Source organism: Acinetobacter sp. LMB-5 (genome assembly GCF_001541635.1).
GTDB classification, from domain to species: domain Bacteria; phylum Pseudomonadota; class Gammaproteobacteria; order Pseudomonadales; family Moraxellaceae; genus Acinetobacter; species Acinetobacter pittii.
Genome location: NZ_LRDR01000010.1, coordinates 90329 through 114233, shown reverse-complemented (window position 1 = coordinate 114233; position 23905 = coordinate 90329). Strand labels below are relative to the sequence as shown.

Annotated in this window: 23 protein-coding genes, 1 other RNA gene and 1 riboswitch; of the genes, 9 read left to right on the top strand and 15 right to left on the bottom strand. The window is 37.8% G+C overall.

What is annotated here, in order from left to right:
* Positions 1-85: 85 nt before the first annotated feature.
* Positions 86-1132: a recombinase RecA gene (gene recA, locus AW165_RS14985; RefSeq protein WP_002115680.1), complete on the top strand. Its 1047-nt coding sequence runs from the start codon at positions 86-88 to the stop codon at positions 1130-1132.
* 59 nt (positions 1133-1191) lie between these two features.
* A complete protein-coding gene (locus tag AW165_RS14980; RefSeq protein ID WP_005068912.1) occupies positions 1192-1674 on the top strand; it encodes a regulatory protein RecX in 483 nt (160 codons plus the stop codon).
* 13 nt (positions 1675-1687) lie between these two features.
* Here the strand turns inward: AW165_RS14980 and ffs are convergent.
* Positions 1688-1784, bottom strand: an RNA gene (gene ffs / locus AW165_RS14975) — signal recognition particle sRNA small type.
* Between the two features lie 314 nt (positions 1785-2098).
* Between ffs and AW165_RS14970 the strand changes: the two genes are divergently transcribed.
* Complete coding sequence (locus AW165_RS14970) at positions 2099-2974, top strand: YbgF trimerization domain-containing protein (RefSeq protein ID WP_060466287.1); 876 nt, start codon at positions 2099-2101, stop codon at positions 2972-2974.
* 58 nt (positions 2975-3032) lie between these two features.
* Here the strand turns inward: AW165_RS14970 and lpxA are convergent, their stop codons facing one another.
* The 12 genes from lpxA to rimO all read right to left on the bottom strand — a co-directional run bounded on the left by lpxA (position 3033) and on the right by rimO (position 15392).
* Positions 3033-3821, bottom strand: a complete 789-nt coding sequence (gene lpxA, locus AW165_RS14965) for an acyl-ACP--UDP-N-acetylglucosamine O-acyltransferase (RefSeq protein ID WP_017385998.1) — start codon at positions 3819-3821, stop codon at positions 3033-3035.
* Positions 3818-4303 carry a 3-hydroxyacyl-ACP dehydratase FabZ gene (gene fabZ / locus AW165_RS14960; protein WP_002115603.1) on the bottom strand — a complete coding sequence of 162 codons (486 nt, stop codon included), beginning with the start codon at positions 4301-4303 and terminating at the stop codon, positions 3818-3820. Before fabZ ends, lpxA begins: the two co-directional genes overlap by 4 nt.
* 6 nt (positions 4304-4309) lie before the next feature.
* Positions 4310-5380 (bottom strand): UDP-3-O-(3-hydroxymyristoyl)glucosamine N-acyltransferase, encoded by a 1071-nt coding sequence (gene lpxD / locus AW165_RS14955; protein WP_014206984.1) that lies wholly within the window; start codon positions 5378-5380, stop codon positions 4310-4312.
* A 4-nt stretch (positions 5381-5384) separates the two neighbouring features.
* Positions 5385-5885 carry an OmpH family outer membrane protein gene (locus AW165_RS14950; RefSeq protein WP_014206985.1) on the bottom strand — a complete coding sequence of 167 codons (501 nt, stop codon included), beginning with the start codon at positions 5883-5885 and terminating at the stop codon, positions 5385-5387.
* 40 nt (positions 5886-5925) lie between these two features.
* Positions 5926-8457, bottom strand: coding sequence for an outer membrane protein assembly factor BamA (gene bamA / locus AW165_RS14945; protein ID WP_057068308.1), 2532 nt, complete (start codon positions 8455-8457; stop codon positions 5926-5928).
* A 36-nt stretch (positions 8458-8493) separates the two neighbouring features.
* A complete protein-coding gene (gene rseP / locus AW165_RS14940; RefSeq protein WP_060466286.1) occupies positions 8494-9849 on the bottom strand; it encodes an RIP metalloprotease RseP in 1356 nt (451 codons plus the stop codon).
* A 1-nt stretch (position 9850) separates the two neighbouring features.
* Positions 9851-11047, bottom strand: coding sequence for a 1-deoxy-D-xylulose-5-phosphate reductoisomerase (ispC, locus tag AW165_RS14935; protein ID WP_060466285.1), 1197 nt, complete (start codon positions 11045-11047; stop codon positions 9851-9853).
* Positions 11048-11872, bottom strand: coding sequence for a phosphatidate cytidylyltransferase (locus AW165_RS14930; protein WP_014206990.1), 825 nt, complete (start codon positions 11870-11872; stop codon positions 11048-11050).
* Positions 11872-12624 (bottom strand): polyprenyl diphosphate synthase, encoded by a 753-nt coding sequence (gene uppS, locus AW165_RS14925; RefSeq protein ID WP_002115643.1) that lies wholly within the window; start codon positions 12622-12624, stop codon positions 11872-11874. The genes AW165_RS14930 and uppS overlap by 1 nt, the downstream gene beginning before the upstream one ends.
* Positions 12625-12629: 5 nt before the next feature.
* A complete protein-coding gene (gene frr / locus AW165_RS14920) occupies positions 12630-13184 on the bottom strand; it encodes a ribosome recycling factor (RefSeq protein ID WP_002115638.1) in 555 nt (184 codons plus the stop codon).
* A gap of 84 nt (positions 13185-13268) precedes the next feature.
* Entirely contained in the window at positions 13269-13997 is a 729-nt protein-coding gene (pyrH, locus tag AW165_RS14915; RefSeq protein WP_000852257.1) for a UMP kinase, read from the bottom strand.
* Between the two features lie 51 nt (positions 13998-14048).
* A complete protein-coding gene (gene rimO, locus AW165_RS14910; protein ID WP_002115588.1) occupies positions 14049-15392 on the bottom strand; it encodes a 30S ribosomal protein S12 methylthiotransferase RimO in 1344 nt (447 codons plus the stop codon).
* A gap of 342 nt (positions 15393-15734) precedes the next feature.
* On the opposite strand from rimO, the gene glnL reads away from it, so the two are divergent.
* The 5 genes from glnL (at position 15735) to AW165_RS14885 (ending at position 20993) form a co-directional block, all read left to right on the top strand.
* Entirely contained in the window at positions 15735-16844 is a 1110-nt protein-coding gene (gene glnL / locus AW165_RS14905; RefSeq protein ID WP_002115631.1) for a nitrogen regulation protein NR(II), read from the top strand.
* Positions 16831-18324 (top strand): nitrogen regulation protein NR(I), encoded by a 1494-nt coding sequence (gene glnG / locus AW165_RS14900; RefSeq protein ID WP_060466284.1) that lies wholly within the window; start codon positions 16831-16833, stop codon positions 18322-18324. Before glnL ends, glnG begins: the two co-directional genes overlap by 14 nt.
* Before the next feature lie 264 nt (positions 18325-18588).
* The gene (locus AW165_RS14895; RefSeq protein ID WP_005803466.1) at positions 18589-19242 is read left to right on the top strand and encodes a TetR/AcrR family transcriptional regulator; all 654 of its coding nucleotides are present in this window, start codon (positions 18589-18591) and stop codon (positions 19240-19242) included.
* Positions 19243-19354: 112 nt separating this feature from the next.
* Positions 19355-20275: an ornithine carbamoyltransferase gene (argF, locus tag AW165_RS14890; RefSeq protein WP_060466283.1), complete on the top strand. Its 921-nt coding sequence runs from the start codon at positions 19355-19357 to the stop codon at positions 20273-20275.
* Positions 20276-20468: 193 nt separating this feature from the next.
* On the top strand, positions 20469-20993 hold the full coding sequence (locus AW165_RS14885; protein WP_019767677.1) for a protein tyrosine phosphatase family protein: 525 nt from the start codon (positions 20469-20471) through the stop codon (positions 20991-20993).
* Here AW165_RS14885 and ispF read toward each other — a convergent pair.
* Positions 20981-21472: a 2-C-methyl-D-erythritol 2,4-cyclodiphosphate synthase gene (ispF, locus tag AW165_RS14880; RefSeq protein WP_005068887.1), complete on the bottom strand. Its 492-nt coding sequence runs from the start codon at positions 21470-21472 to the stop codon at positions 20981-20983. The genes AW165_RS14885 and ispF overlap by 13 nt on opposite strands.
* Positions 21473-21572: 100 nt before the next feature.
* Between ispF and AW165_RS14875 the strand changes: the two genes are divergently transcribed.
* The gene (locus AW165_RS14875) at positions 21573-22217 is read left to right on the top strand and encodes a hypothetical protein (RefSeq protein WP_060466282.1); all 645 of its coding nucleotides are present in this window, start codon (positions 21573-21575) and stop codon (positions 22215-22217) included.
* Positions 22218-22261: 44 nt separating this feature from the next.
* Here the strand turns inward: AW165_RS14875 and AW165_RS14870 are convergent, their stop codons facing one another.
* A complete protein-coding gene (locus AW165_RS14870; RefSeq protein ID WP_060466281.1) occupies positions 22262-23506 on the bottom strand; it encodes a D-amino acid dehydrogenase in 1245 nt (414 codons plus the stop codon).
* Positions 23507-23682: 176 nt separating this feature from the next.
* Positions 23683-23771: riboswitch (glycine riboswitch) on the bottom strand.
* Between the last annotated feature and the right edge of the window lie 134 nt (positions 23772-23905).

The following is a 23905-nucleotide window of genomic DNA, read 5'->3' as shown; positions in this document are numbered from 1 at the left end:
CACTATTAGCCCTGTGAAACAAGTTGAGATTCAATGCATCCACTTGGGTTAAACGTGATGAACTTAGAGTATTGAGGTTTTTGAGATGGATGAGAATAAAAGCAAAGCATTACAAGCCGCGCTAAGTCAAATTGAGAAGCAATTTGGCAAAAATACGGTGATGCGTCTCGGTGATAACACTGTTCAAGCAGTTGAAGCTGTATCTACAGGTTCTTTGACTTTAGATATTGCATTGGGGATTGGCGGTTTACCGAAAGGTCGTATCGTTGAGATTTATGGTCCAGAATCTTCTGGTAAAACCACAATGACTCTCCAAGCGATTGCACAATGTCAAAAAGCTGGTGGTACTTGTGCATTTATCGATGCAGAACACGCATTAGATCCACAATATGCACGTAAGCTGGGTGTGGACATTGATAATCTACTTGTATCGCAACCTGATAACGGTGAACAAGCACTTGAGATTGCAGACATGCTAGTTCGCTCTGGTGCAATTGATTTAATCGTTGTCGACTCAGTGGCTGCTCTTACTCCTAAAGCAGAAATTGAAGGCGAAATGGGTGACTCTCACATGGGCTTACAAGCTCGCTTAATGAGTCAGGCATTACGTAAAATTACGGGTAACGCTAAACGCTCGAACTGTATGGTTATTTTCATTAACCAGATCCGTATGAAAATTGGTGTAATGTTTGGTAGCCCTGAGACTACGACTGGTGGTAACGCATTGAAGTTCTATGCTTCTGTACGTTTAGATATCCGCCGTATTGGTCAAGTCAAAGAAGGTGATGAAATCATCGGCTCTGAAACTCGAGTTAAAGTTGTTAAAAATAAAATGGCTCCTCCTTTCAAAGAAGCTATTTTCCAAATCCTATATGGTAAAGGTACAAACCAGCTTGGCGAACTTGTAGATTTAGCTGTACAACAAGATATCGTGCAAAAAGCAGGCGCTTGGTATTCATATCAAGGCAATAAAATTGGCCAAGGTAAAAACAATGTTATCCGCCACTTTGAAGAGAACCCTCAAATGGCTGGAGAAATTGAAAAGATTATCCGTGAACAACTGCTAACTACGGGTACTAATGGTGCTGTACAAGTGGAAGATGAAGAAGAAGATCTTTTATTAGAGTCTTAATTACCGCTTATAAGTCTTAAAACGCCCTTCGGGGCGTTTTTTACAAGGAAATATTAAATATGTTCAAAAGAACAGAAGAACAGCCCCAACAACGCGCTTTGCTTACAGGGCAACGTTTGCGCTCATATGCTTTTGCATTATTGACTCGTCGAGATTATTCGAAAGCAGAACTGATCGAGAAATTGAATCGTTACGCACAAAACCCTGAAGAGGTTAAGCAACTTGTTGAAGAGTTATCTGAGCAAAATTATCAAAGTGACCAACGCGTTGCAGAACTAACATTAGCTAGCCAAATTCGTAAAGGTAAAGGGCCAAAACGCATTAAACAAGCTTTAAAAACTAAACAAATCGAAAATGATTTAATTGCAGATGAAATTCATAATATTGATTGGGTGGAACAGGCTTATCAACTTAAAGTGAAAAAGTTTGGTGAAGAAGTAGAAAAAGATCCTAAACTTAAAGCAAAACAGATGAGGTTTCTACAATATAGAGGATTTGATTTAGATGTAATTATGAAGGCAATCCAACGGAGATCGGATTAGAAGATGGTGGCAACCCCACTAGCAAAACTTCGGCACATCATAGATCTGCTACCGTTGCTACCTTCCGGTCCTGGCGGGGTTCACAGAGTACAATTGCGAAGCCACCAGCGGGGCTACCATTGCAAAACAGAGTATAGAGATTTTTAAAAGAGTTGCAAGCCTTCTTCTCAATTTTAAGCAAGTTTATGTTTCAATTGATTAATTCATCGTCAAAAACATATAAATTCCTAGAATCTCTTATCTTATATTCTTTCTTGATACTTATTTTGAATAAAATATGCTTGAAGATTGTAAACTATTCTTGCATTTATATTGTTAGCTGTTTTAATTGCAATGATCAATTAAAACCTTAGATAGCTAATGTGAATAGTTTACATATTCCCTTCTCAAGTTAGCTTTTACATAAAATTATGGACCTATACTCATGCGATTGATGAAGCATTCTTTATTATTTATTGCCTTAATGAGCACTACTTCTCTCTATGCCAATATTCCAATTGAATCGCGCGGTTTAAGTCAAAGTGGTGGTAGTTCAACCAACACTTCATCGAATAACGCTTCAGTCCCTAGTAATTTAAATTGGGAATTGATGCAAAAAAACCAACAATTAGAAAATGATATACGCACCTTACGCGGACAGTTAGAAGAACAATCAAATGATATTGAACAACTGAAAAAAGATTTATCTAATCGCTATACTGATTTAGACCAGCGTTTGGAATTACTAAATCAAAAAGTAGATCCAGAAAGTGCAGCACCAGACAATACAGCAAATAGTGATGCTACAGCTACCGGCAGCTCAGTAGCTCCTCCTACCGACAATAAAGCAGCTAGTACTACTACAACTGCTGCAAGTCAAGTTACTTCCCCCTCACAAACGCAAGTAACACAACCAGCTTCATCGCCTGCTACGCAAAATCAATCGAACCCTGTAGAACTTGAAAAAGCAGCTTATACTGTCGCTTTAGATGCCTACAAACAAGGTGGAGCGAAAAAAGCGATTGCTCCAATGCAAAACTTTATCAAAAATCATCCTAATAGCGTTTATACAGGCAATGCCTATTTTTGGTTAGCCGAGTTTAATTTAGCAACTGATCCGGTAAATTATAATGAAGCTAAAAAGAACTATAATGTAGTCGCTACGCAATACCCAAATTCTAGTAAAGCTCCTCGCGCGCTTTATCAACTCTACAGTATTGCCAAAGATGTTGATAAAAACACTGTATCAGCAAACCAATATAAAGCTAAAATTTTAAGTCAGTATCCAAAATCTGAAGAAGCCAAATTTTTTAACAAATAAAAGTTTTTAAGAAAAAAAGACACCGCAGATTGCGGTGTCTTTTTTTGAATATCTCGGCTTAACGCACAATACCACGTTCTGATTGCTCAACAGAGTCAATTAATAATTGAGCTTCTGGAACATTCGGAAGAATATCATTTTTAATCTGCTCAACAGCTTGAACAGAAGTCAGGCCTGATTTAAAAATCAATTTATAAGCTTCTCTAAGACCTTGAATTGTATCCTTAGACCAACCCTTTCGGCGCATACCTTCTATATTAATACCAAACGCATGTGCTGGATTACCAGATGCCATAACATAAGCTGGCACATCTTTTAAAATTAAAGATGCTCCACCAACCATACTGTAAGAATCGATTTTACAGAATTGATGAATTCCCGAATTACCACCAATAATGACATGATCACCAATATGGACGTGTCCAGCAACACCAACATTATTTGCGAAAATATTATGATCACCAACAATACAGTCATGTGCAATATGTGTATTAACCATCAATAAGTTATGACTACCTATTTTAGTTAAAGCATTATCTTGTACAGTTCCTCTATGTAAACTGCAATGCTCACGAATTAAATTATGATCTCCAATCTCTAACCAAGTTTCTTCACCTTGATATTTCAAGTCTTGGCAAACTTCACCAACACTTGCAAACTGGAAAATCTCATTATTTTGACCAATTTTGGTAAAACCACCAACTACAACATGTGAATGTAATTTAGTACCAGCGCCAATCGTCACATTTGGACCAATAATACAATAAGGTCCTATCTGGACATCCGGGGCAATCACTGCAGATGGATCAATAATGGCCGTAGAATGAATTAAATCGTGATTGCTCATGCCTGCTCTGTTTTTTGGTGTGAAATCATAATTTCAGCGGTTGTTGCTACAATACCGTCAACGGTAGCCGTACAGTTATATTTGTAGATACCGCGTTTTTGCATTACTAATTCAGATTTTAATACAAGTTGGTCGCCAGCAACTACTTGTTTTTTAAATCTTACCTTTTCTGCACCAGCAAAGAGGAATAAAGAACCTGGTTTTGGCGTCTCATTGTTCATAATAAAACCTAGAACGCCCGAAACTTGAGCTAATGCTTCTACAATTAGAACACCCGGCATAATTGGATATTCTGGAAAATGTCCTTGTAGGAACTCTTCATTGATAGAAACATTTTTATAACCAACAATACTATTGTCAGTAACTTCAGTCACACGATCAACCAATAAGAAAGGATAACGATGCGGCAAATATTGACGAATCGTTTGAATCTGCATTGGTAATTCAGGGATGGCAAATTTAGGTGTAGTTGACTCGGTCATAATATTCTATTTACGCAAATTAAAAGTTGATTCAAGAGACTCTATTTGAGCTTGTATATGATCAAGTCGTTTAGTGATTTGGGTCAATGGCACATCTGCTAATTGTCGCAAGCGTACAATTGTCTTTTTCCAATGACTATTTTCAAATAATCCAATTCCTGAAGAATAGGTACCAGCTTCAGAAATATTTTTTGTGACCATTGACATTCCAGTTAAAGTCACATTATCAGTGATTGAAAGGTGACCAGACACACCGCAAGCTCCTGCAAGAATACAGTTTTTGCCAATTTTAGTGCTTCCAGCAATTCCACATTTAGCAGCAATAGCTGTATTGGAACCAATATGAACGTTATGTGCGATTTGCACAAGATTATCAATAATTACCCCATCTTCCAAAATCGTATTATCTAGTGCCCCTCGATCAATACTACAATTTGATCCAATACGGACATCATTACCAATAATAACTGAACCTAATTGTGCAATACGATGCCATTTACCTTGATATGGTGCAAAGCCAAAGCCTTCACTACCAATTACAGTACTTGCATGAACTCGAACACGATCAAGTAATTTAGAACCGCCAGTAATGGTGACATGAGAATCGATAAAACAATCCTTTCCAATTTCCACATTATCATCCAGACGAGTATGAGACTGAATAATCGTGTTCTCACCTACTACACAATTTTCACCGATTACAACGTAATGGCCAATATATGCTTTTTCAGAAATAATTGCAGAAGGATGAATTTGAGCAGTACTTTCAATACCTATTGATGTGATCTTTTTATCAAAAGCATGGGTAAGGATGGCAAAAGCCAAATATGGATTATCAACAATAATAAAATTTTGTTTATCAGTAAGCTGTTCTTTAATAGAGCTTGTAACAATGTACGCACCCGCACGGCTAGCCTTTGCTTGATCGATATACTTTTCGCCATTTACGAAAGTAATATGAGAAGGTTCAGCATTTTCTAAACTTGCTAGGTTTATGAATTGAAGACTACCCGCACCGACTAACTCACCATTCACTAGGTGAGCTAGTTCATCTAAACGATAATGTTGCACTTTCATTAATTTATTTCATTGAATTAACCTTTTGTATCATTTTATCAGTTAAATCATATTTAGCGTCATAGGCAACGGTCGAATTTTTATTCAAAATGAAGTCAAGATTATTTTCTTTTCGTAATTGTTCAGCTGCTTGCTTCACACGACTCTCAAAAGTTGAGTTCATTCCTTGCAAACTAGTTTGAACTTTAGATTGCAAGCCTTGTTGAGTTGAATTAAATTCATTTAATTTTGACTGATATTGAGTTTGAAGCTTTTTAATATCATCTTCTTTCATTTTTTGCCCTTGAGTTTGGGCTTGACGCTGAAGGCCTTCTAACTCTTTACCCAACTGCTCAAGACGAGTTGTTGTTGGTTTAACAGATTGATTTAAACTTGCATTTTGTTGTTTTAAATAAGTACTACTTTCAACAACTTTAGCAAGATCAATAACACCATAACCAGCAGCATTAGTCATGGCAGAAACTGTCAGACCTAGTCCTAACATTAATATATTTAATTTTTTCATTTAAATTTGTGTCCTTATTTCATGTTTAGTCAAGTCGTACTTAGAAAGTACGACCGATTTCAAACTGGATCTCTTTAGTTTCATCACCAGGCTTATCATTTAGAGGGAATGCATAGCTAAGAGATAATGGTCCGATCATGGTGATCCATGTGAAGCCAACACCTACGCTATAGCGCATATTGCCTAAATCAAAACCATAGTTATCTTCACAATATTTTCTAACATCATCAATTTGCTGACCATTAATCTTCATGCCTTTAGTTCCGTAGGCAGTATTATTAATATCACATTTAGTATCAAAAACTTGACCACCTTCAGCAAATAAAACCGGACGCACTTGACGAGTCCAATCACCTTTGAATGGTAAAGGTAAAGCAAGCTCTGTACCAAACTGAACTAAAGCATTACCACCCACTTCTTCTGGTGAACTATCATTTTGCCTAGTTTCTTGTAAATTTACGCTTGCGTATTTTGGTCCAAGTGTACTGTTATCATATCCTCGAACTGAGCCATAACCACCCGCATAGAAGTTTTTATAGAATGGTAAATCATTACCATAACCAAGCTTACCATAACCGCGAAGTACGAATCCTGATTTACCAATTGGTAAGAATGCCTGAGTATCATAAGTCAACTTTTGATAGTCCACATCACTACCAGGTAAACCAATTTCTAGACCAACACGATGTGACATACCTGAAGTTGGGAAAATTGGCCTATTTAAGGTGTTATATGACCAACCTAAGTTTAAGTTATAAGTAAAAAATTCACTTTCGAAAGCACTATTATATTCTTCAAACCCACCTTCACATGTATCCGGTATTGGTTTCTGTGTACTAGGATCAGTCTCATTCTTACCACTTGGACACCAAGTCGACTTACCAGTTGGTTTGCCACCATTTGCCAACAAATAGTCACGTACATACGTAGAGACATAAGGACCAGTCGTTACTTTAGTATTATCAACACCAAGCGAAGCACTTAAACTTTGGTTTTCATCAATTGGATAACCAAAACTTAAACTACCACCAAAACTATCGGTAACATAGTTATTAACGTTATAGTCATCATTTAGTTTCGTTTTACGATAGTAAACGTTGTAACCGCGACTTACCCCATCAATCGTGAAGTAAGGGTCAGTAACACTTAAGTTATAGTAGTCTTGAGTTTCAGAACGAGATAAATCGATCGAAACACGATTACCAGTTCCCATAAAGTTAGTTTGACTTAAACCTGCTTGGAATGTAATACCACCACTTTGCGAGTAACCTACGGCTAATGTTGTAGTCCCAGAATGTTGTTCTTCAACATTTACATTTAAATCCACCTGATCTGGTGAATTTGGGATACGAGCTGGTTTAATATCAACTGTTTTGAAGAATCCTGTACGCTCTAAACGAACCTTAGACAAATCAATTTTTTCATTACTCGCTAAAGCGCCTTCCATTTGACGCATTTCACGACGCAATACCTCATCAGCAGTTTTGCTATTACCTGTAAAGTTAATACGACGTACGGTTACTTGCTGACCTGGATTTACATAGTAGTTTAGATCAACAACACCCGTTTCATTATTAATTTGCGGAACAACGTTCACATCTGCAAAGTAATAACCGGCATTACCATATTTACGCAATAACAACTGCTTAACAGCATTTACTTTTTCTTGAGAATAAGTATCGCCATCTTTATAGATTTTTAAAGCTTGCAGTTCTTCAGGTTTATAAAGTGCATCACCTAAAAACTTGGTTTGACCAAATTTGAACTGACTACCTTCCTCTACAGCAACTTCAATAAAGATATTCTTTTTATCTTCACTAATATTAAGCTGTGAGTTATTGATATGAAAATTGATATAACCTTTATTGAGATACATAGCGCGCAAAGCTTCAAGGCTCGCTGCCATTTTCTCTCTAGCATAACGGTCATTACGGGTTACAACTGAAGCCCAACCACTTTCTTTAACTGCGAAAGCTTGTTTAATTTCACTGTCTTTAAAAACAGTATTACCAATAATATTGATATTAAAAACTTTAGCTGCCGTACCTTCATTAAAATTTAATTTAAGTTCAACACGGTTATTTGGGCGAGCTATAGTATCAACCGTTACATCAGCATCATAACGTCCTTGCTGAGTATATTGCTGCTCTAATTCAGTTTCAATTGTTTGTAAAGCTGACTTCTTAAAAACTTCGCCTTCGGCAATGCCCATTTTTTTGAGGCCTTGCTCTAAAGCCTCTTTAGGAATAAGTTTGTTACCCTTAAATTCAAGTTTTGAAATAATTGGGCGCTCTACAACATTAAAAACTAAAGTATCGTTATCTCGTGATGCTTTAATATCGTCAAAAAGTCCAGTGGCATACAATGTTCGAATTGCTTCTGCGATCATCGGTTCATTAACGCGATCGCCACTGTTGATTGGCAACATGGTAGAAACATTTGCAGGAGTTAGACGGACCAATCCATCTATACGAATATCTCGAACAACGAAATCATCAGCTGCATATGCTTGTTGTACCGCTGCCATAGCGCTAACAAGTGCCAAAGGCATTAAAAAATGTGTGTGCCGCATGCCAGTTTTTCCAGTAAGTTATAAATCCATATACGTTTACAAACGCATAAAATCGTTAAATAAAGCTAAAAGCATCATACTACCGAGCAGTACCATACCAATTTTTAGACCAAACATTTGTATTTGTTCAGAAACAGGCTTACCACGAATAGCTTCAATAATGTAATAAACGAGATGTCCACCATCTAGCATTGGAATTGGTAATAAATTTAAAATTCCAAGACTTACACTCATTAAAGCCATAAATGAGATGAAAGTTTGCCATCCCATTTCTGCACTTTGTCCCGCTACTTTCGCGATTGTAATTGGTCCAGAAAGATTCTCTAAACCAATTAAACCCTTAACCATTTTTACTATCGAACTCAATATCATGCTAGAGATTTGGCCAGTCTTATCTAGCGACATCTGGAAAGCTTGTATTGGAGTATATTGAATTGTTTGCTTATATTCGTCAGGAATTGTAATTTTTCCTGCATCACTTTTTACGCCTAAGACACCGCTCACTTGTCCCATATTGTCACGCTTTCCTTGAGGCATGACTTGCAAATGAACGAGTTGACCATTACGCAACACATCAATACTTAGTAATTTTTCTGGTGAATGTTGCACAACTTCCACAACATCAAACCAGTCTTTCATTACTTGACCATTAATTGAAACAATACGATCACCGACTTTCATTCCTTGACGAATTGCTGCCCCATCTGCAGTCAACTCCGTTACAACAGCAGGAATAACGGGACGATAGGGTAAAAAACCTAATACATCTAAAGCTGATTCATTTTGGTTTTTTAAAAAATCTTTAATTGGTAAAACAATATTTTTCTCAGTACCTGCACGATCTACATCGATATTCAAGCTACCAGTTTCACCTACACGATCAATCAAAGCAAAGTTAAGTTTTTCCCAAGTTTGCGTTTCCTTTCCGTCAACAGCAACAATCTTATCACCTACTTGCAGTTGAGCTGTTGCAGCTGGCGAGTTGGGTATAACTTTACCCACTCTTGTATTTATTTGTTCCTGTGCTGGTAAAAATAAAATCCAGAAAAGTAAAACAGCAAAAATCAAATTAATTAAAGGTCCAGCCGCAACAATTACTATACGCTTCCATGGTTTTTGACGGTTAAATGCATAAGGTAAATCTTGCTCTGCAACATTACCTTCGCGCTCATCGAGCATTTTTACATAACCACCTAGAGGCAAAGCTGAAAGTTGGTACTTAATTCCAGATTTTTTTGATGTCCATTTAAGTAATGTCGGACCAAAACCGATGGAATAGACTAAAACTTTAACACCAAGTTTTCTTGCCACCCAATAATGACCAAACTCATGAATTGCAATTAATGGACCGAGCAAGAGAGCTGCTGCTGCAATCATAAATAATGCGCTCATTTCAGCCTCCTATACTTGATATATACTGCTGTGCTACATGTCGTGCTACTTCATCTTTATTCAAAATAGACTCGATATTATCAGCAACTGAGTTTTCCAATTTTTGCAAAGTATGCTCTACCACTTGTGGGATATTTGTAAATCCAATCTGTTCCTTTAAAAATGCAGCAACGGCAACCTCATTTGCAGCATTTAAAATAGTAGGTGCCAGCCCTCCCGCACGCATTGCCTGACGGGCTAAATCAAGTGCTGGAAATTTCTGAATATCCGGTGCTTGAAAATTAAGCTGAGAATATTCAAATAAATCTAAAGCAGGAACATTAGTCTGTAAACGCTCTGGCCATGCTAATGCATGGGCAATCGGTGTACACATGTCTGGATTACCCATTTGAGCCAATGTTGAACCGTCAACATATTGCACCATAGAATGAATAATACTTTGCGGATGAACAACAACTGTAACAAAATGTTCAGATATTGAAAACAAATGACACGCCTCGATCAACTCTAACCCTTTATTCATAAGAGTAGCTGAGTCAACTGAGATTTTCTGTCCCATAGACCAGTTGGGATGCTTACAAGCCTGGGCAGGAGTAACTTTTTCTAATTGTTCTAACGAATGGTTTAAAAATGGTCCACCTGAAGCGGTCAATAAGATTCTTGATACACCCTGTTGCGGTTGTCCATTTCTTTCAGCCTCTAAATAATTATGAGGTAATGACTGAAAAATAGCGTTGTGTTCTGAATCTACTGGTAATAATAATGCCTGATGATCACGTGCTGCTTGCATCATGATTTCACCAGACATGACCAAAGCTTCTTTATTAGCAAGCAATACGCGTTTACCAGCTTTTACAGCCGCCAATGTTGGTAATAAACCAGCCGCTCCAACAATTGCAGCCATAACTACATCAACATTAGGGTGAGATGCGATACTTACCAGCCCTTCCTGATCAGTCAAAATTTCAATATTTTGTAATTCACTCTTTACAAATAAAGCTGCTAATTCGTCAACTTTTTGCTTTGGAACAACTACAACTTTTGGTTGAAATTGTTTACATATATCAACCAATTCAGAAATTCGACTATGAGCTGAAATTGCAAATACTGAATACTTATCAGGATGTTGATTTAAAATTTTTAAGGTACTTTGCCCAATGGAACCGGTTACACCCAATATGCAAACAGATTGTGTCATTTATAAATCTACACCAATAAGTTTTAATATATACATTCCCGTTGCAAAGATCGGGGCTGCAGCAAGTAAAGAATCAATACGATCTAAAACACCACCATGACCAGGTAGTACACGTCCAGAATCTTTAATACCAGCACGACGTTTAATCATTGACTCAAATAAATCACCCAAAACTGAACCGAATACTGTAATCAGTGACAAGATAAGAAACAGAATTTGCTGAATTAAAGTTAAATTTAAATACTGATATTGCACAACCAACATTACCAGTATGGTCGTGATAACACCACCATATAAACCTTCTACTGATTTGTTCGGACTTACGGTTGGCGCTAGTTTTCTTTTACCAAATTTACGGCCAACAAAGTAAGCACCACTATCTGCACCCCACACAAGCAAGAACAGATACATTAACCACCAAGGCGAACTTTGCCAGACAACAAAAATTGAAGTTACCGCAGCACAAACTAAAATAATGCCAATTACATATAGAGTAGCGTTATACCACCCATCAAATTCAGGAAAAGATTTGACCCAATAAACGCTTACAAGCCAAGTCAAAATTGAAGCTGACCACAACAGTAATGCAATATCATGGAAAAATAGAGCAACGCCCGAAACGAATGCAACAAGCAGACCGTAGCACCAAGCTTTTGGCTTTACAGCATTTACAGTTTCATGGGGCATTAATTTATACCATTCATACCCCGCAACCCCTGCTGCTACAATCATAAGAACCAACATTGGATAATGTGATTGCGTAGCAAACATACAGCCTAAAACAACTGCGACAAGTACCAATGCGGTAACAATCCGCTCTAACATTATAAGTTCTCTATTTTCTCTTGCTGAATTTGTTCAGATGTTTTGCCAAAACGACGTTCACGCCCTGAAAAAACATTCAATGCATGATCGAATTCTTGTACTGTAAATTCTGGCCATAAAGTATCAGTAAAATACAGCTCCGCATATGCTGCTTGCCATAACAAGAAATTAGATATGCGATAATCTCCACCTGTACGGATCAATAAGTCCACAGCTGGCAGATCGTTTAGACTGACATATTTTTCGAACAAATCAACATTTATTTGATCAGCACCAAATTCACCACGGGAAACCGCTTCAGCAACTTGTTTTGCTGCATTTGCAATATCCCACATCCCACCATAGCTCACAGCAATAGTTAAGGTCATAGTGTTATGGTGTGCTGTCTGTTGCTCGGCATCTTCCATTAAGGCAACTAGGTGTGACGGTAATCTGGAACGATCACCGATGAAACGCAAAGCAATATTAAATTTCTTCATGCGAGGTATTTGCTCATGAATAGTTTCTTCAAGAAGCTTCATAAGCAGATCGACTTCAAATTGTGGTCGATTCCAGTTTTCGCTTGAAAATGCAAAAACCGTTAAAGCACGAATACCTGTTTTTTTACAATGTTCAACGATAGGATCAAGAACATTTTTACCCTCTCGATGTCCATCACCTTTTTGCATTTGATTTTTTTTTGCAAAGCGGTTGTTGCCATCCATGATGATGGCAACATGCTTAGGAAGATGATACTCTTCTGAATCGGTCATAAAATTTAGACCTTCATCAATTCTGCTTCTTTCGCTGCAAGACGCTTGTCTACTTCTGCAACATATTTGTCAGTGATTTTCTGGATATCGTCACCTGCACGGCGCTCATCATCTTCAGAGATTTCTTTCTCTTTTAATAATGCTTTGATATCACCTAATACATCACGACGAATATTACGAATTGCAACTTTTGCATTTTCTGCTTCGCTACGCGCAATTTTTTGCATATCACGACGTGTTTCTTCAGTTAATGCAGGTAAAGGTACACGAATGGCATCCGCAGTAATCGGGTTTAAACCAAGATCACTCTCACGAATTGCCTTATCAATAGCTGAAACCATTGTACGTTCAAATGGCTGAACAAGAAGTGTACGAGAATCTTCAACCCCAACGTTTGCCACTTGATTTAAAGGCACATCAGAACCGTAGTAAGGAACCATTACCCCATTTAAGATTGATGGGTGTGCACGGCCGGTACGAACTTTAGCAAACCCTAGTTCCAAAGACTCAAGAGTTTTCAACATACGCTGTTCGCTGTCTTTTTTCAGATCGTTAATCATATGATCTACCTTACTTATTTATTCAAGGATGTTTTAACAAATTTAATTTAGCGCTAGTATAAAGAGCTTTCGTCAACACGTACATTATTTAGTAACGCGTGTACCTTCTTTTTCGCCCATGACTACTGACAATAGCGCGCCTGATTTATTCATATCAAAAACTTGTAATGGCACATTATGGTCACGACATAAACAAATAGCTGTCAAATCCATAACACCAAGTTTTTCGTCCAATACCTGATCAAAGGTTAAATGATCATATTTAACCGCATCTTCGTATTTACTTGGATCTTTATTATATACGCCATCTACTTTGGTCGCTTTTAGAATTAAATTTGCTTCAATTTCAATTCCGCGTAAGCAAGCTGCCGTATCAGTCGTAAAGAATGGATTTCCTGTACCAGCAACAAAAACACAAACTTCACCCTGACTCAAGTGACGGATAGCATCACGACTTGAATAAGACTCTACTACTGTACCAATTGGTAATGCAGACATAAGGCGAGTTCTGATATTACGGCGAACCAATGCATCACGCATAGCCAAACCATTCATTACAGTTGCAAGCATACCCATTTGATCGCCTGTTACACGACCAACCAAGCCATCCTTTTGCAACTGACTACCACGATACAAGTTACCGCCACCAACAACGATACCCACTTGCACGCCTAAGCCAACTAAGTGAGCAATTGAAAGGGACATTTGATCAAGAACTTGGGCATCAATACCCATGTCTTTGTTACCTGATAATGCTTCACCAGATAGTTTTAATAAAATGCGTGAATAACGGGGGCTAATTGTTTCCGCCATGAGTTTGCTCCAAAACCTCTTAAACTGAATGCTTTTTTGAATCGTTATCGATTAAACCGACTTAATTTTAATTAACTTTGCAAATAAGTCGTATTCATCCGCATCGGTGATTTCGACTTCCAACATATCGCCTGGTTGAATAGTGCTCTTATCGATATCTTCTACAAAGACATTACCGTCAATTTCCGGAGCATCGGCATAAGAACGTGCAACAGCAACAGGATATTCATCTTCCAAACTATCGACTAATACAGTCATCGTTTGACCAATACGTTTTTGCAACTTAGCAGCAGAAATTTGTTGCTGCACTTGCATAAAGCGCTCGTAACGCTCTTGCTTAATTTCTTCAGGCACATGATCGGGTAAATCATTTGCCGTAGCGCCTTCTACTGGTGAGTAGGTAAAGCAGCCAACACGATCAAGTTCAGCTTCAACTAACCAATCGAGCAATATTTGAAAATCTTCTTCAGTTTCGCCTGGGAAACCCACTACAAATGTAGAACGAATCACAAGATCCGGGCATTTTTCACGCCACAATTTAATTTTTTCGAGTGTATTTTCACTGTGAGCCGGACGCTTCATTAACTTAAGAATACGCGGGCTTGCATGTTGGAATGGAATATCAAGATATGGCAGAATTTTACCTTGTGCCATTAAGTCAATAACCGCATCAACATGTGGGTATGGATAAACATAATGTAAGCGCACCCAGATACCAAGTTGGCCTAGTGCTTCACACATATCAAAGAATTTTGTTTTAACAGGCTGTCCATTCCAGAAATCAAGTTTGTACTTGGTATCTACACCATATGCTGATGTATCTTGGGAAATAACCAAGATTTCTTTAACACCTGCTCTTTTAAGCGCAGCGGCTTCTTCCAGTACACTTCCAACTGGACGCGATACTAGATCGCCACGCATACTTGGGATAATACAGAAGGTACAACGGTGGTTACATCCTTCAGATATTTTTAAATAGGCATAATGTTTTGGTGTTAAGCGAATTCCTTGTTCAGGAACCAAATCAACAAACGGGTTGTGTTTAGGTGGTGCTGGTACATATTCATGTACAGCTTCCATTACATCTTGATAAGCTGCTGCACCAGTAACCTTTAAAACGTTTGGATGCATTTGACGAATTTTGTCTTCGTCTTTACCTAAGCATCCAGTAACGATTACTCGACCATTTTCACTCATGGCCTCGCCAATTGCATCTAGCGACTCTTGTACCGCAGATTCGATAAAACCACAGGTATTAACAACAACTAAATCAGCACCATCATAATCTGATGCAACTTGATAACCTTCAGTCTTTAACTGAGTTAAAATTCGTTCAGAATCTACCAATGCCTTAGGACAACCTAAAGAAACAAAACCGACTTTGGGGGTCTTCATGAATCTGCGCTCCACTTGAATGCGCGTATTGTATGTCTTTTCTCGTCTCAAGCATAGGTGGAAAGCCTACTCTTTGTGTAATGCACCAAAATACGACCAACATTTGCACCAAAACTCACCTTTGCACCAAGTTGGATCATGTTATTATCTATATTCAAGCTATCAGTTTTGATCAACCGATATAAAGACCGATTTCAGCGCGTTTTTAAATACTTTAAAACTTTAAAATAACCCATAAACAAAGTTGGCGTATATTTTGCATCGTTCATGTTCTATAACGGTGAAAATCCGATAATCAATGAAGATGCCATTGCGCTATTTTAAGACAGGAACGATTCGCTAATGGATCAACACAACCCTATCGACTATCGCCTATTGGTAGACAACTTAACTACTGCGATTTTATTGATCGATAGTAACTTGAATATTTTTTACTTAAATTCTGCCTGCGAAGCACTATTTGACATTAGTTTGCTTCGAGCTTCAGGACAGCCGGTTTTGAACTTACTTCATGCACCAGATGATACTTTTAATACACATGAAGCGTTATTAAACACTATTAAAACGGGTCAACCTTATACTCGTCGAGAAGCGGTTATTAATGTCAACTTTAAAGACCTTCATGTTGATTACACAGTGTCTCAATTAAATGCAGGTAAAAGTTATCACCCATTACTCTTGATTGAGCTCAACCCGATTGATCGTATGTTAAAGATTTCTAAAGAAGAAAATCTGGTACAACAACATCAGGTGGCCAGACAACTTGTACGTGGCGTTGCTCACGAAATTAAGAACCCACTGGCAGGTATTCGTGGTGCAACTCAATTACTCGCTCGCAGTTTAAACGATAAGAGTTATGCTGAATTTACAGATGTCATTATTAATGAAGTAGATCGTTTAACTAACTTGGCAGATACTATGTTGGGTTCTAGACAACTCCCAAGTTATGAAAATGTTAACGTACACGAGCCTTTGGAGCGAGTGCGTTCACTTATCGCCAACCAGACAAAGAAGAAAATTAAAATTATACGGGATTATGATTTGTCTTTACCCGATGTTAATGCCGATCGTGATCAGTTAATACAAGTCATGCTCAACATTAGTGTAAATGCAATTCAAGCCATCACAGAAAACAAAGCATTTTTTATAGATCACGAACCGGAGTTAATTCTACGTACACGTATACAACGTCTTGTCACAATTAACGGTGTACTAAATCGATCTACAGTGCGAGTCGACATAGAGGACAATGGACCAGGCATTCCTGAAAGTATTTTGGAGTCAGTATTCTATCCATTGGTTACTGGACGAGCAAAAGGTACTGGGCTTGGCCTGAGTATTGCACAGAATATTATGCATCAACATAACGGAATGATTGAATGCCAATCTGTTCCTGGAAAAACAATTTTTAGCTTATATTTACCTTGGGAGTCAGACCGTGTCGCGAAATAAAATATGGGTTATTGATGATGATCGCGCCATGCGATGGGTATTGGAAAAGACCTTTAAAGAGGAAGGTTTTGATGTTACCAATTTTGAAGAAGCTCAAACTGCGCTTGAACGTTTGCACCATGATGCTCCCGATGTCATCTTAACTGACATCCGCATGCCTGGAATTGATGGTTTAACTTTTTTATCTAAAGTCAAAAACACTCATCCAGATTTACCTGTCATTATTATGACAGCACATTCTGACTTAGAGTCTGCTGTATCAAGCTATCAAACAGGCGCGTTTGAATATTTACCAAAGCCTTTTGATATTGATGAAGCTTTAGCTTTAGTCAATCGTGCGATCCTGCATATTAATAAACTACAACAGCAAGAAGCTACAAAAACAGCCTCACCTCTTCAATCAACAGAAATTATTGGTGAATCTCCGGCAATGCAGGAGGTTTTCCGTGCTATCGGCCGTTTATCGCAATCTCATATTACTGTTTTAATTAATGGTGAATCGGGTACGGGTAAAGAATTAGTTGCTCATGCTTTACACAAGCACTCCCCACGCCGTGCCAAGCCTTTTATTGCTTTAAATATGGCTGCGATACCAAAAGACTTGATTGAAACCGAGTTATTTGGTCATGAAAAAGGCGCTTTCACAGGGGCAAATACTCAGCATCAAGGCCGCTTTGAACAGGCAAATGGTGGAACACTGTTCCTTGATGAAATTGGTGATATGCCATTTGAAACTCAGACTCGATTGCTTCGCGTACTCGCTGACGGTGAGTTCTATCGTGTAGGCGGACATATTCCCGTTAAAGTAGATGTTCGAATTGTGGCGGCAACGCATCAGGATCTAGAGAAACTGGTAAATGAAGGCCGCTTCCGTGAAGACTTATATCACCGCTTAAATGTGATTCGTATTCACATTCCTAAGCTTGCCCACCGTAGTGAAGATATTCCAATGCTTTCGCAGCATTTCCTTGCGCGTGCAGGTAAAGAGCTTGGCGTAAGTCCAAAAATCCTACGCACTGAAACAACGGACTACATGCAACAGTTACCATGGCCGGGTAACGTACGACAACTTGAAAATACTTGCCGCTGGCTAACTGTAATGATTACGGGCCGCGAAGTTTATCCGGAAGATTTACCTTCTGAGCTCAAACAAGTTCCATTGCAAAAGAATAGTGATTCTAGTCAAACAGCACCTTCATTTGAACGTATTTCTCTACATCATTGGGATGAACTACTAAATCAATGGGCTATTCAAAAGCTTAAAAATGGTGAAATGAAAATTTTGGATATTGCCACACCAATGTTTGAACGCACATTGATTAACGCAGCCTTGCAACAAACACGTGGACGCAAACGTCACGCAGCGGAATTATTAGGTTGGGGTCGCAACACCTTAACACGCAAGTTAAAGGAACTTGGAATGGATTCTGCAGATGATGACGAAGAAGATGAGCACAAGGTTACTCAAACTGAAGCCTAGAAATCTCATTATTTAACTTCAAAGCGGTTAAGTCATTCTTAGCCGCTTTTTTTCAATCAGATTTTTGATTAAAATATAATGTAAACATAAGGTTACATCATCAAACCCTTCTACAACCAACACTAAGCTTATATTTTCTATTAGTTTATTTTTTGAATTAGCCACTTACTGTTCAGCATATGATCTAAAAAAATGGTTATGACCATCACTAAAGATAGTTTTGCTATACTAGATAAGCAAAGTCAGTTGTTGTTATTAAATTTTATGCATGATTCAGTCCTGGATTCACATCACCTTGCATGTGAGAAACCTCAAACACGCCGCGGTATTGAACGTCGTTTAGCTCTATTGTTAAGCGCGACCGAGCTGTTCCTAGAGAAAGGATATGATGCTGTATCTCTCGATGATATTGTTAATCATGCAGGTGGCTCTAAGGCTTCTATTTATAAATATTTTGGCAATAAAGAAGGACTTTTTACGGCTATATGTGATCATAAGCGTGAAATGTTTTTTAAAGACATTTGCATTCCATTCCAACCAGAGAAAAGCACTTTAAGAGAATATCTGATTCAAACACTTAATCGTGTGTATATTCATATTATTCAGCCCGAACATGTTGCATTTTTAAGGCTTATTATTGAACAGACCGAATGTAACACTGTCCTCATACAATACTTATATGACAAATGGGTACATAATTTACAAAATACACTTACTCAAGCATTAGAGTTTGCGGATAAATCAGGCGAAATTACATGTAATTCTCCGTATTATTCTTCACTCATGTATTTTGGGATTTTACGAGATATTGAATGGCGTATGATTATGGGTATGCCAGCTCTTCCAGATGAGAAAGAAGCTTTTGATTATATTGAATATTGTGTAGATATTTTCTTAAAAGGCCATCATAAAGTCTAATTCTTTTGCATTTTAAAATGCTTATAGTATAGTAGACTTCTTTTTTCCCACATCCACCCAGCCAACAACAGATAATTGTTATATTTCAAAACAATTATTATGGAGTAGCTACATGGCTCTAAGACATTTCCTGACTTTACGTGATCTATCCACTCTAGAACTTAATCGCATTTTAGAACGCGCAAGCGAACTTAAAAAAATGCAACATGACAATAAGGTCTACCAGCCTTTTGTCGGTAAAGTATTGGGAATGATTTTTGAGAAATCAAGTACGCGTACACGTATCTCTTTTGAAGCAGGTATTAATCAATTTGGCGGTAGTGCGATTTTTTTATCGCCTCGTGACACACAATTAGGCCGTGGTGAACCAATCGAAGATTCAGCACGTGTAATTTCAAGTATGCTTGATATTGTGATGATTCGTACTTTCGGTCATGACATTGTTGAACGCTTTGCATCTTATTCAAAAGTTCCTGTAATTAACGGCTTAACTGATGATCATCATCCATGCCAGTTACTTGCTGACTTACAGACTTATATTGAACATCGCGGTAGCATTGAAGGCAAAACCATTGCTTGGATTGGTGATGGCAATAATATGTGTAATTCATATATTGAAGCTGCGCACATGATGGGTTTCAAACTCAAAATTGCATCGCCAAAAGGATATGAACCTAAACCTGAATTTTTAGCGGAGTTTGGTCATTGCGTTGAGCTTTATGATAATGCGGAAGATGCAGCAGTAAATGCTGACCTCATCGTGACTGATGTATGGGCAAGTATGGGCCAAGAAGAAGAGCAAAAACTTCGTGAAAAAGCATTTGCTGATTTTCAGGTTAACGAAAAATTAATGAGCCTTGCTCACCCAGATTGTTTATTCATGCACTGCTTACCTGCTCATCGTGGCGAAGAAATTTCTGAAACCATGCTCGATTATAAAAATGCAGTCGTATGGGATGAAGCAGAAAACCGTCTCCATGCTCAAAAAGCTTTAGTCGAATTTTTATTGAATGAAAATCTAAAAAAAGCTTAAATTTTGAGTTTAAAAAAACAGCATCTTTATGATGCTGTTTTTTATTTTATAAGACTTGTACTTTTCCAGTTAATTATTTTTAAAAATTTGATAACGTTGCCGAATATATAAGCAGGCTGTATTTTAACTATTCTCTAGAATCGTGTATAACATTCTACACAATAAGCTAAGCCTACTCTTGTAGAGTGCGATCATGACAACCCTTGAACAATCATTATCTCAAATTCCCGCATTTTCGATTATTCATGAACATTTATTTAGCTCGGCCCAGCCTTCTGCTGAACAACTAAAATTGATTAAAGAGTTTGGTTGTAGCACAGTCATTAACCTTGCTTTAACTAATGCTTCAAATCATCTTGAAAATGAAGACCGTATTTGTTTAGACCTAGGTTTAAATTATATTCATATTCCAATTGATTGGGAGATGCCTTCTGCTGAGCAGTGCTTATTAGTTTTAGATTTGATTGATCATTTAGTGCAAAATGAAATTATTTGGATACATTGCGCCAAAAATAAACGCGTAAGTTGCCTGATGTATGTCTATAGACAGTTTTATATGAATATGGATATGCCGACTTCTCAGGATTTATTGCACGAAATTTGGGAACCTAATGAGACTTGGACTGGACTCATTCATAGTATTACCTTACAGCTACAAGGCCGTAAGGCAACTTTAGAACTTCAACAGTCTTTACAACAGGCAGATCACTTGGTGTGATGAGAAATTAAAACCGTCGCTGTAGCCAAAATTCCTTCTTGACGACCGGTAAACCCGAGTTTTTCGGTTGTCGTTGCTTTAATACTAATTTGATTAATATCTACATTTAGAACGTCAGCAATGCTTTGACGCATTTCCAGATTATGCTTAGCTAATTTTGGACGCTCGCAAGCCACCGTAATATCGGCATTATTTAACTGATAACCACGGTCTAAGATTAATTGATAAACATGCTTTAACAATACTCGGCTATCTGCGCCTTTGTATTCTGGGTCAGTATCAGGAAAATGTTGTCCAATATCTCCAAGCGCTAAAGCACCTAATAAAGCATCACATAGCGCATGAAGTACAACGTCACCGTCAGAGTGCGCTTTCAAACCATGTGTATGTGGAATTTGAATACCCGCTAATGTAACGAAGTTCCCCTCTTCAAAGGCATGCACATCCATTCCTTGTCCAATACGAATCTGAGCAACCATATAAATTATTACCTTCCATAAAAACTTAAGAAATCTTGTATTCAGCCGTTCTGTTTCGCTATAGTACACCTAGCAAAGTAGACTGAAAGTATAAGCGATCATGCTGTCTAATACTGATATGAATCAATTGAAAAGATTAAGTTTTGTCGTGACACTGAGTTGTTTATGTTCAACTTTTGTCTTTGCAGAATCAATAGACTGCCCCAATACTGGAGCTGAGCTTAAAATCTGCTCAAAAACATTTAGTGAATCAAGAAAAGAACTCAATAATAAATATCTTTCTGCATATTTAGTTACTGATGCCCCCTTACAGCTTTTACAGGATACACAAAAGTTATGGTCTAAGCATACTCAGCAATGTAAGAGTAATACATGTATTCAACAACAGTTTGATTTACGTACTGATGACTTAAATTTTTATGCTTCACTTAAGCAAACGCTTACCCAGCATTATCTTAAGTTTGAAAATGGACATATAGCAGCTCAGCCTGTACACATTCAAGTCCATCAGCTCGCAAAAGATAAAATTAAGATTGAAGGGATAGCATACCGCAATCCAAATAACCGCAAAGAAACTCAAACGATCTCATTGATGGCCTATAGTTCACCTGAACAAAAAAGTGAGATTTTAGACAATGAGCACAACTGTAAATATCAGTTTAATTTTCAAAAAGCTTTACTTAATGTGAAAACTCAGCAAAAAGGCTGTGAACGTTTTAGCGGAATCTACCGCCTATATGATTAACGCTTAAAATAAAAGCCAGTGTTTGAACACTGGCTTTTTACTTTCTACGCTGGATATTTTTGAGCAATATCCTGACCGACTAAAACTGCGGTTGCCGCAGACAAAGTCCAACCTAAATGCCCATGCCCTGTATTATAAAAAACACGAGGTTGTTTAGATTGCTTAACAACAGGCAGCATATTCGGCATCATTGGTCTTAACCCTGCCCAAGGCACCACATGCTCAGTTGAAATATCAAAGTTACGATTAACCCAATTCACTAATGGTTGAATACGATCAGCCCGTATGTCGCGGTTATAGCCATTAAACTCAGCAGTCCCTGCCACACGCAGTCGATCTTTACCTAAACGAGAAGTCACAATTTTTGCACTTTCATCTAGTAAACTCACCCAAGGAGCATTCTTTACACTGTGCTCATCTTTTAATTGCACGGTAATTGAATAACCTTTTACTGGATACACATTTACTCGCTCACCAATCATATCGGCAAGTTGATAACTCCCTACACCACCACAAACTACAAGTACATCACCTTCTAGCTGAATGTTATCGGACTCAACCAGATAAGGATGCTCAGCACTTGGCTGACAAGTTACGACTACTTTGTCTGCGCTGCACTTAATATCCATAACTTCTAGGCCGAACTTATATTGAACGCCATATTCTTTAGTCTTCTCGGCCAAAGAGGTTGAATATTTATGAATATCACCCGTCGCATCACTTGGTGTGTAATAGCCACCGAAATAGTCACCCGTCAAAGATGGTTCTATTGTTTTCATTTCATCAGGGGAAACTGAATAGCGTTCCAATGTACCTTTGTTCAATACGTTATTAACTTGTTTAGCAACCTCGTAGTCAGCCTTACTGTGATACATATGGAGAATTCCACGTTTCTCCAAATCAAACTCAAGCTGCTCTTTTTCAGCAACTTCAAACAAACGCTTACGAGCAAGCAATGCCAAACGGACAGTCTCGATCGTATTTGCTTCATAGTTTTTAATATGTGATAGAAATTCAACTAGCCAACTATACTTATGCAAACTAAATGAAGGGTTCAACAATAGAGGAGCATCTTTTTGTCTCATCCATTTAAAGCCTTTAATCACGGTGGCTTTTTGGTTCCATACTTCGGCGTTACAGGCCGATAATTGCCCTCCATTGGCAAATGATGTTTCCATTGCAGGATATAAATGTCGATCAATCACTGTGACTTGATAACCCAGTTGCGATAATTCATAAGCAGAGGTAACCCCTGTGATTCCCGCACCTATCACAATAACATGTGGCATAACAGACTCCTCAGAAATGCAAAAACATTTCATCAGTACAGCCCATCTGTCATTGGTACCTGAGAGTTTCGACCCCAACGTTACCTTTTAACGTTTAGATCTTCCCCTTCGGTGAGTTTATAATTTATAAGTTATTGTTTTCCATTCTTATAAATCTAAGCTTCTCTCCAGATTTTTTAATTATTACAGTCCTTTTGCCTGAGAGTTTCCGGGCTTGTTGCTCCTTCGGCGGGTTCTCAATGAACCTCTCTCCCGCAATAATTTTGTATTTATATAAGCAATGTATCTGCCACATTGAAAAAAACGCATTCTTTTCTTGTAAACTTTTGTATAAGCAATCTTAAAATTATAAAATACTGATTTAATTAGAAAATAAAAAAGGTGAATTTTTATAAATCC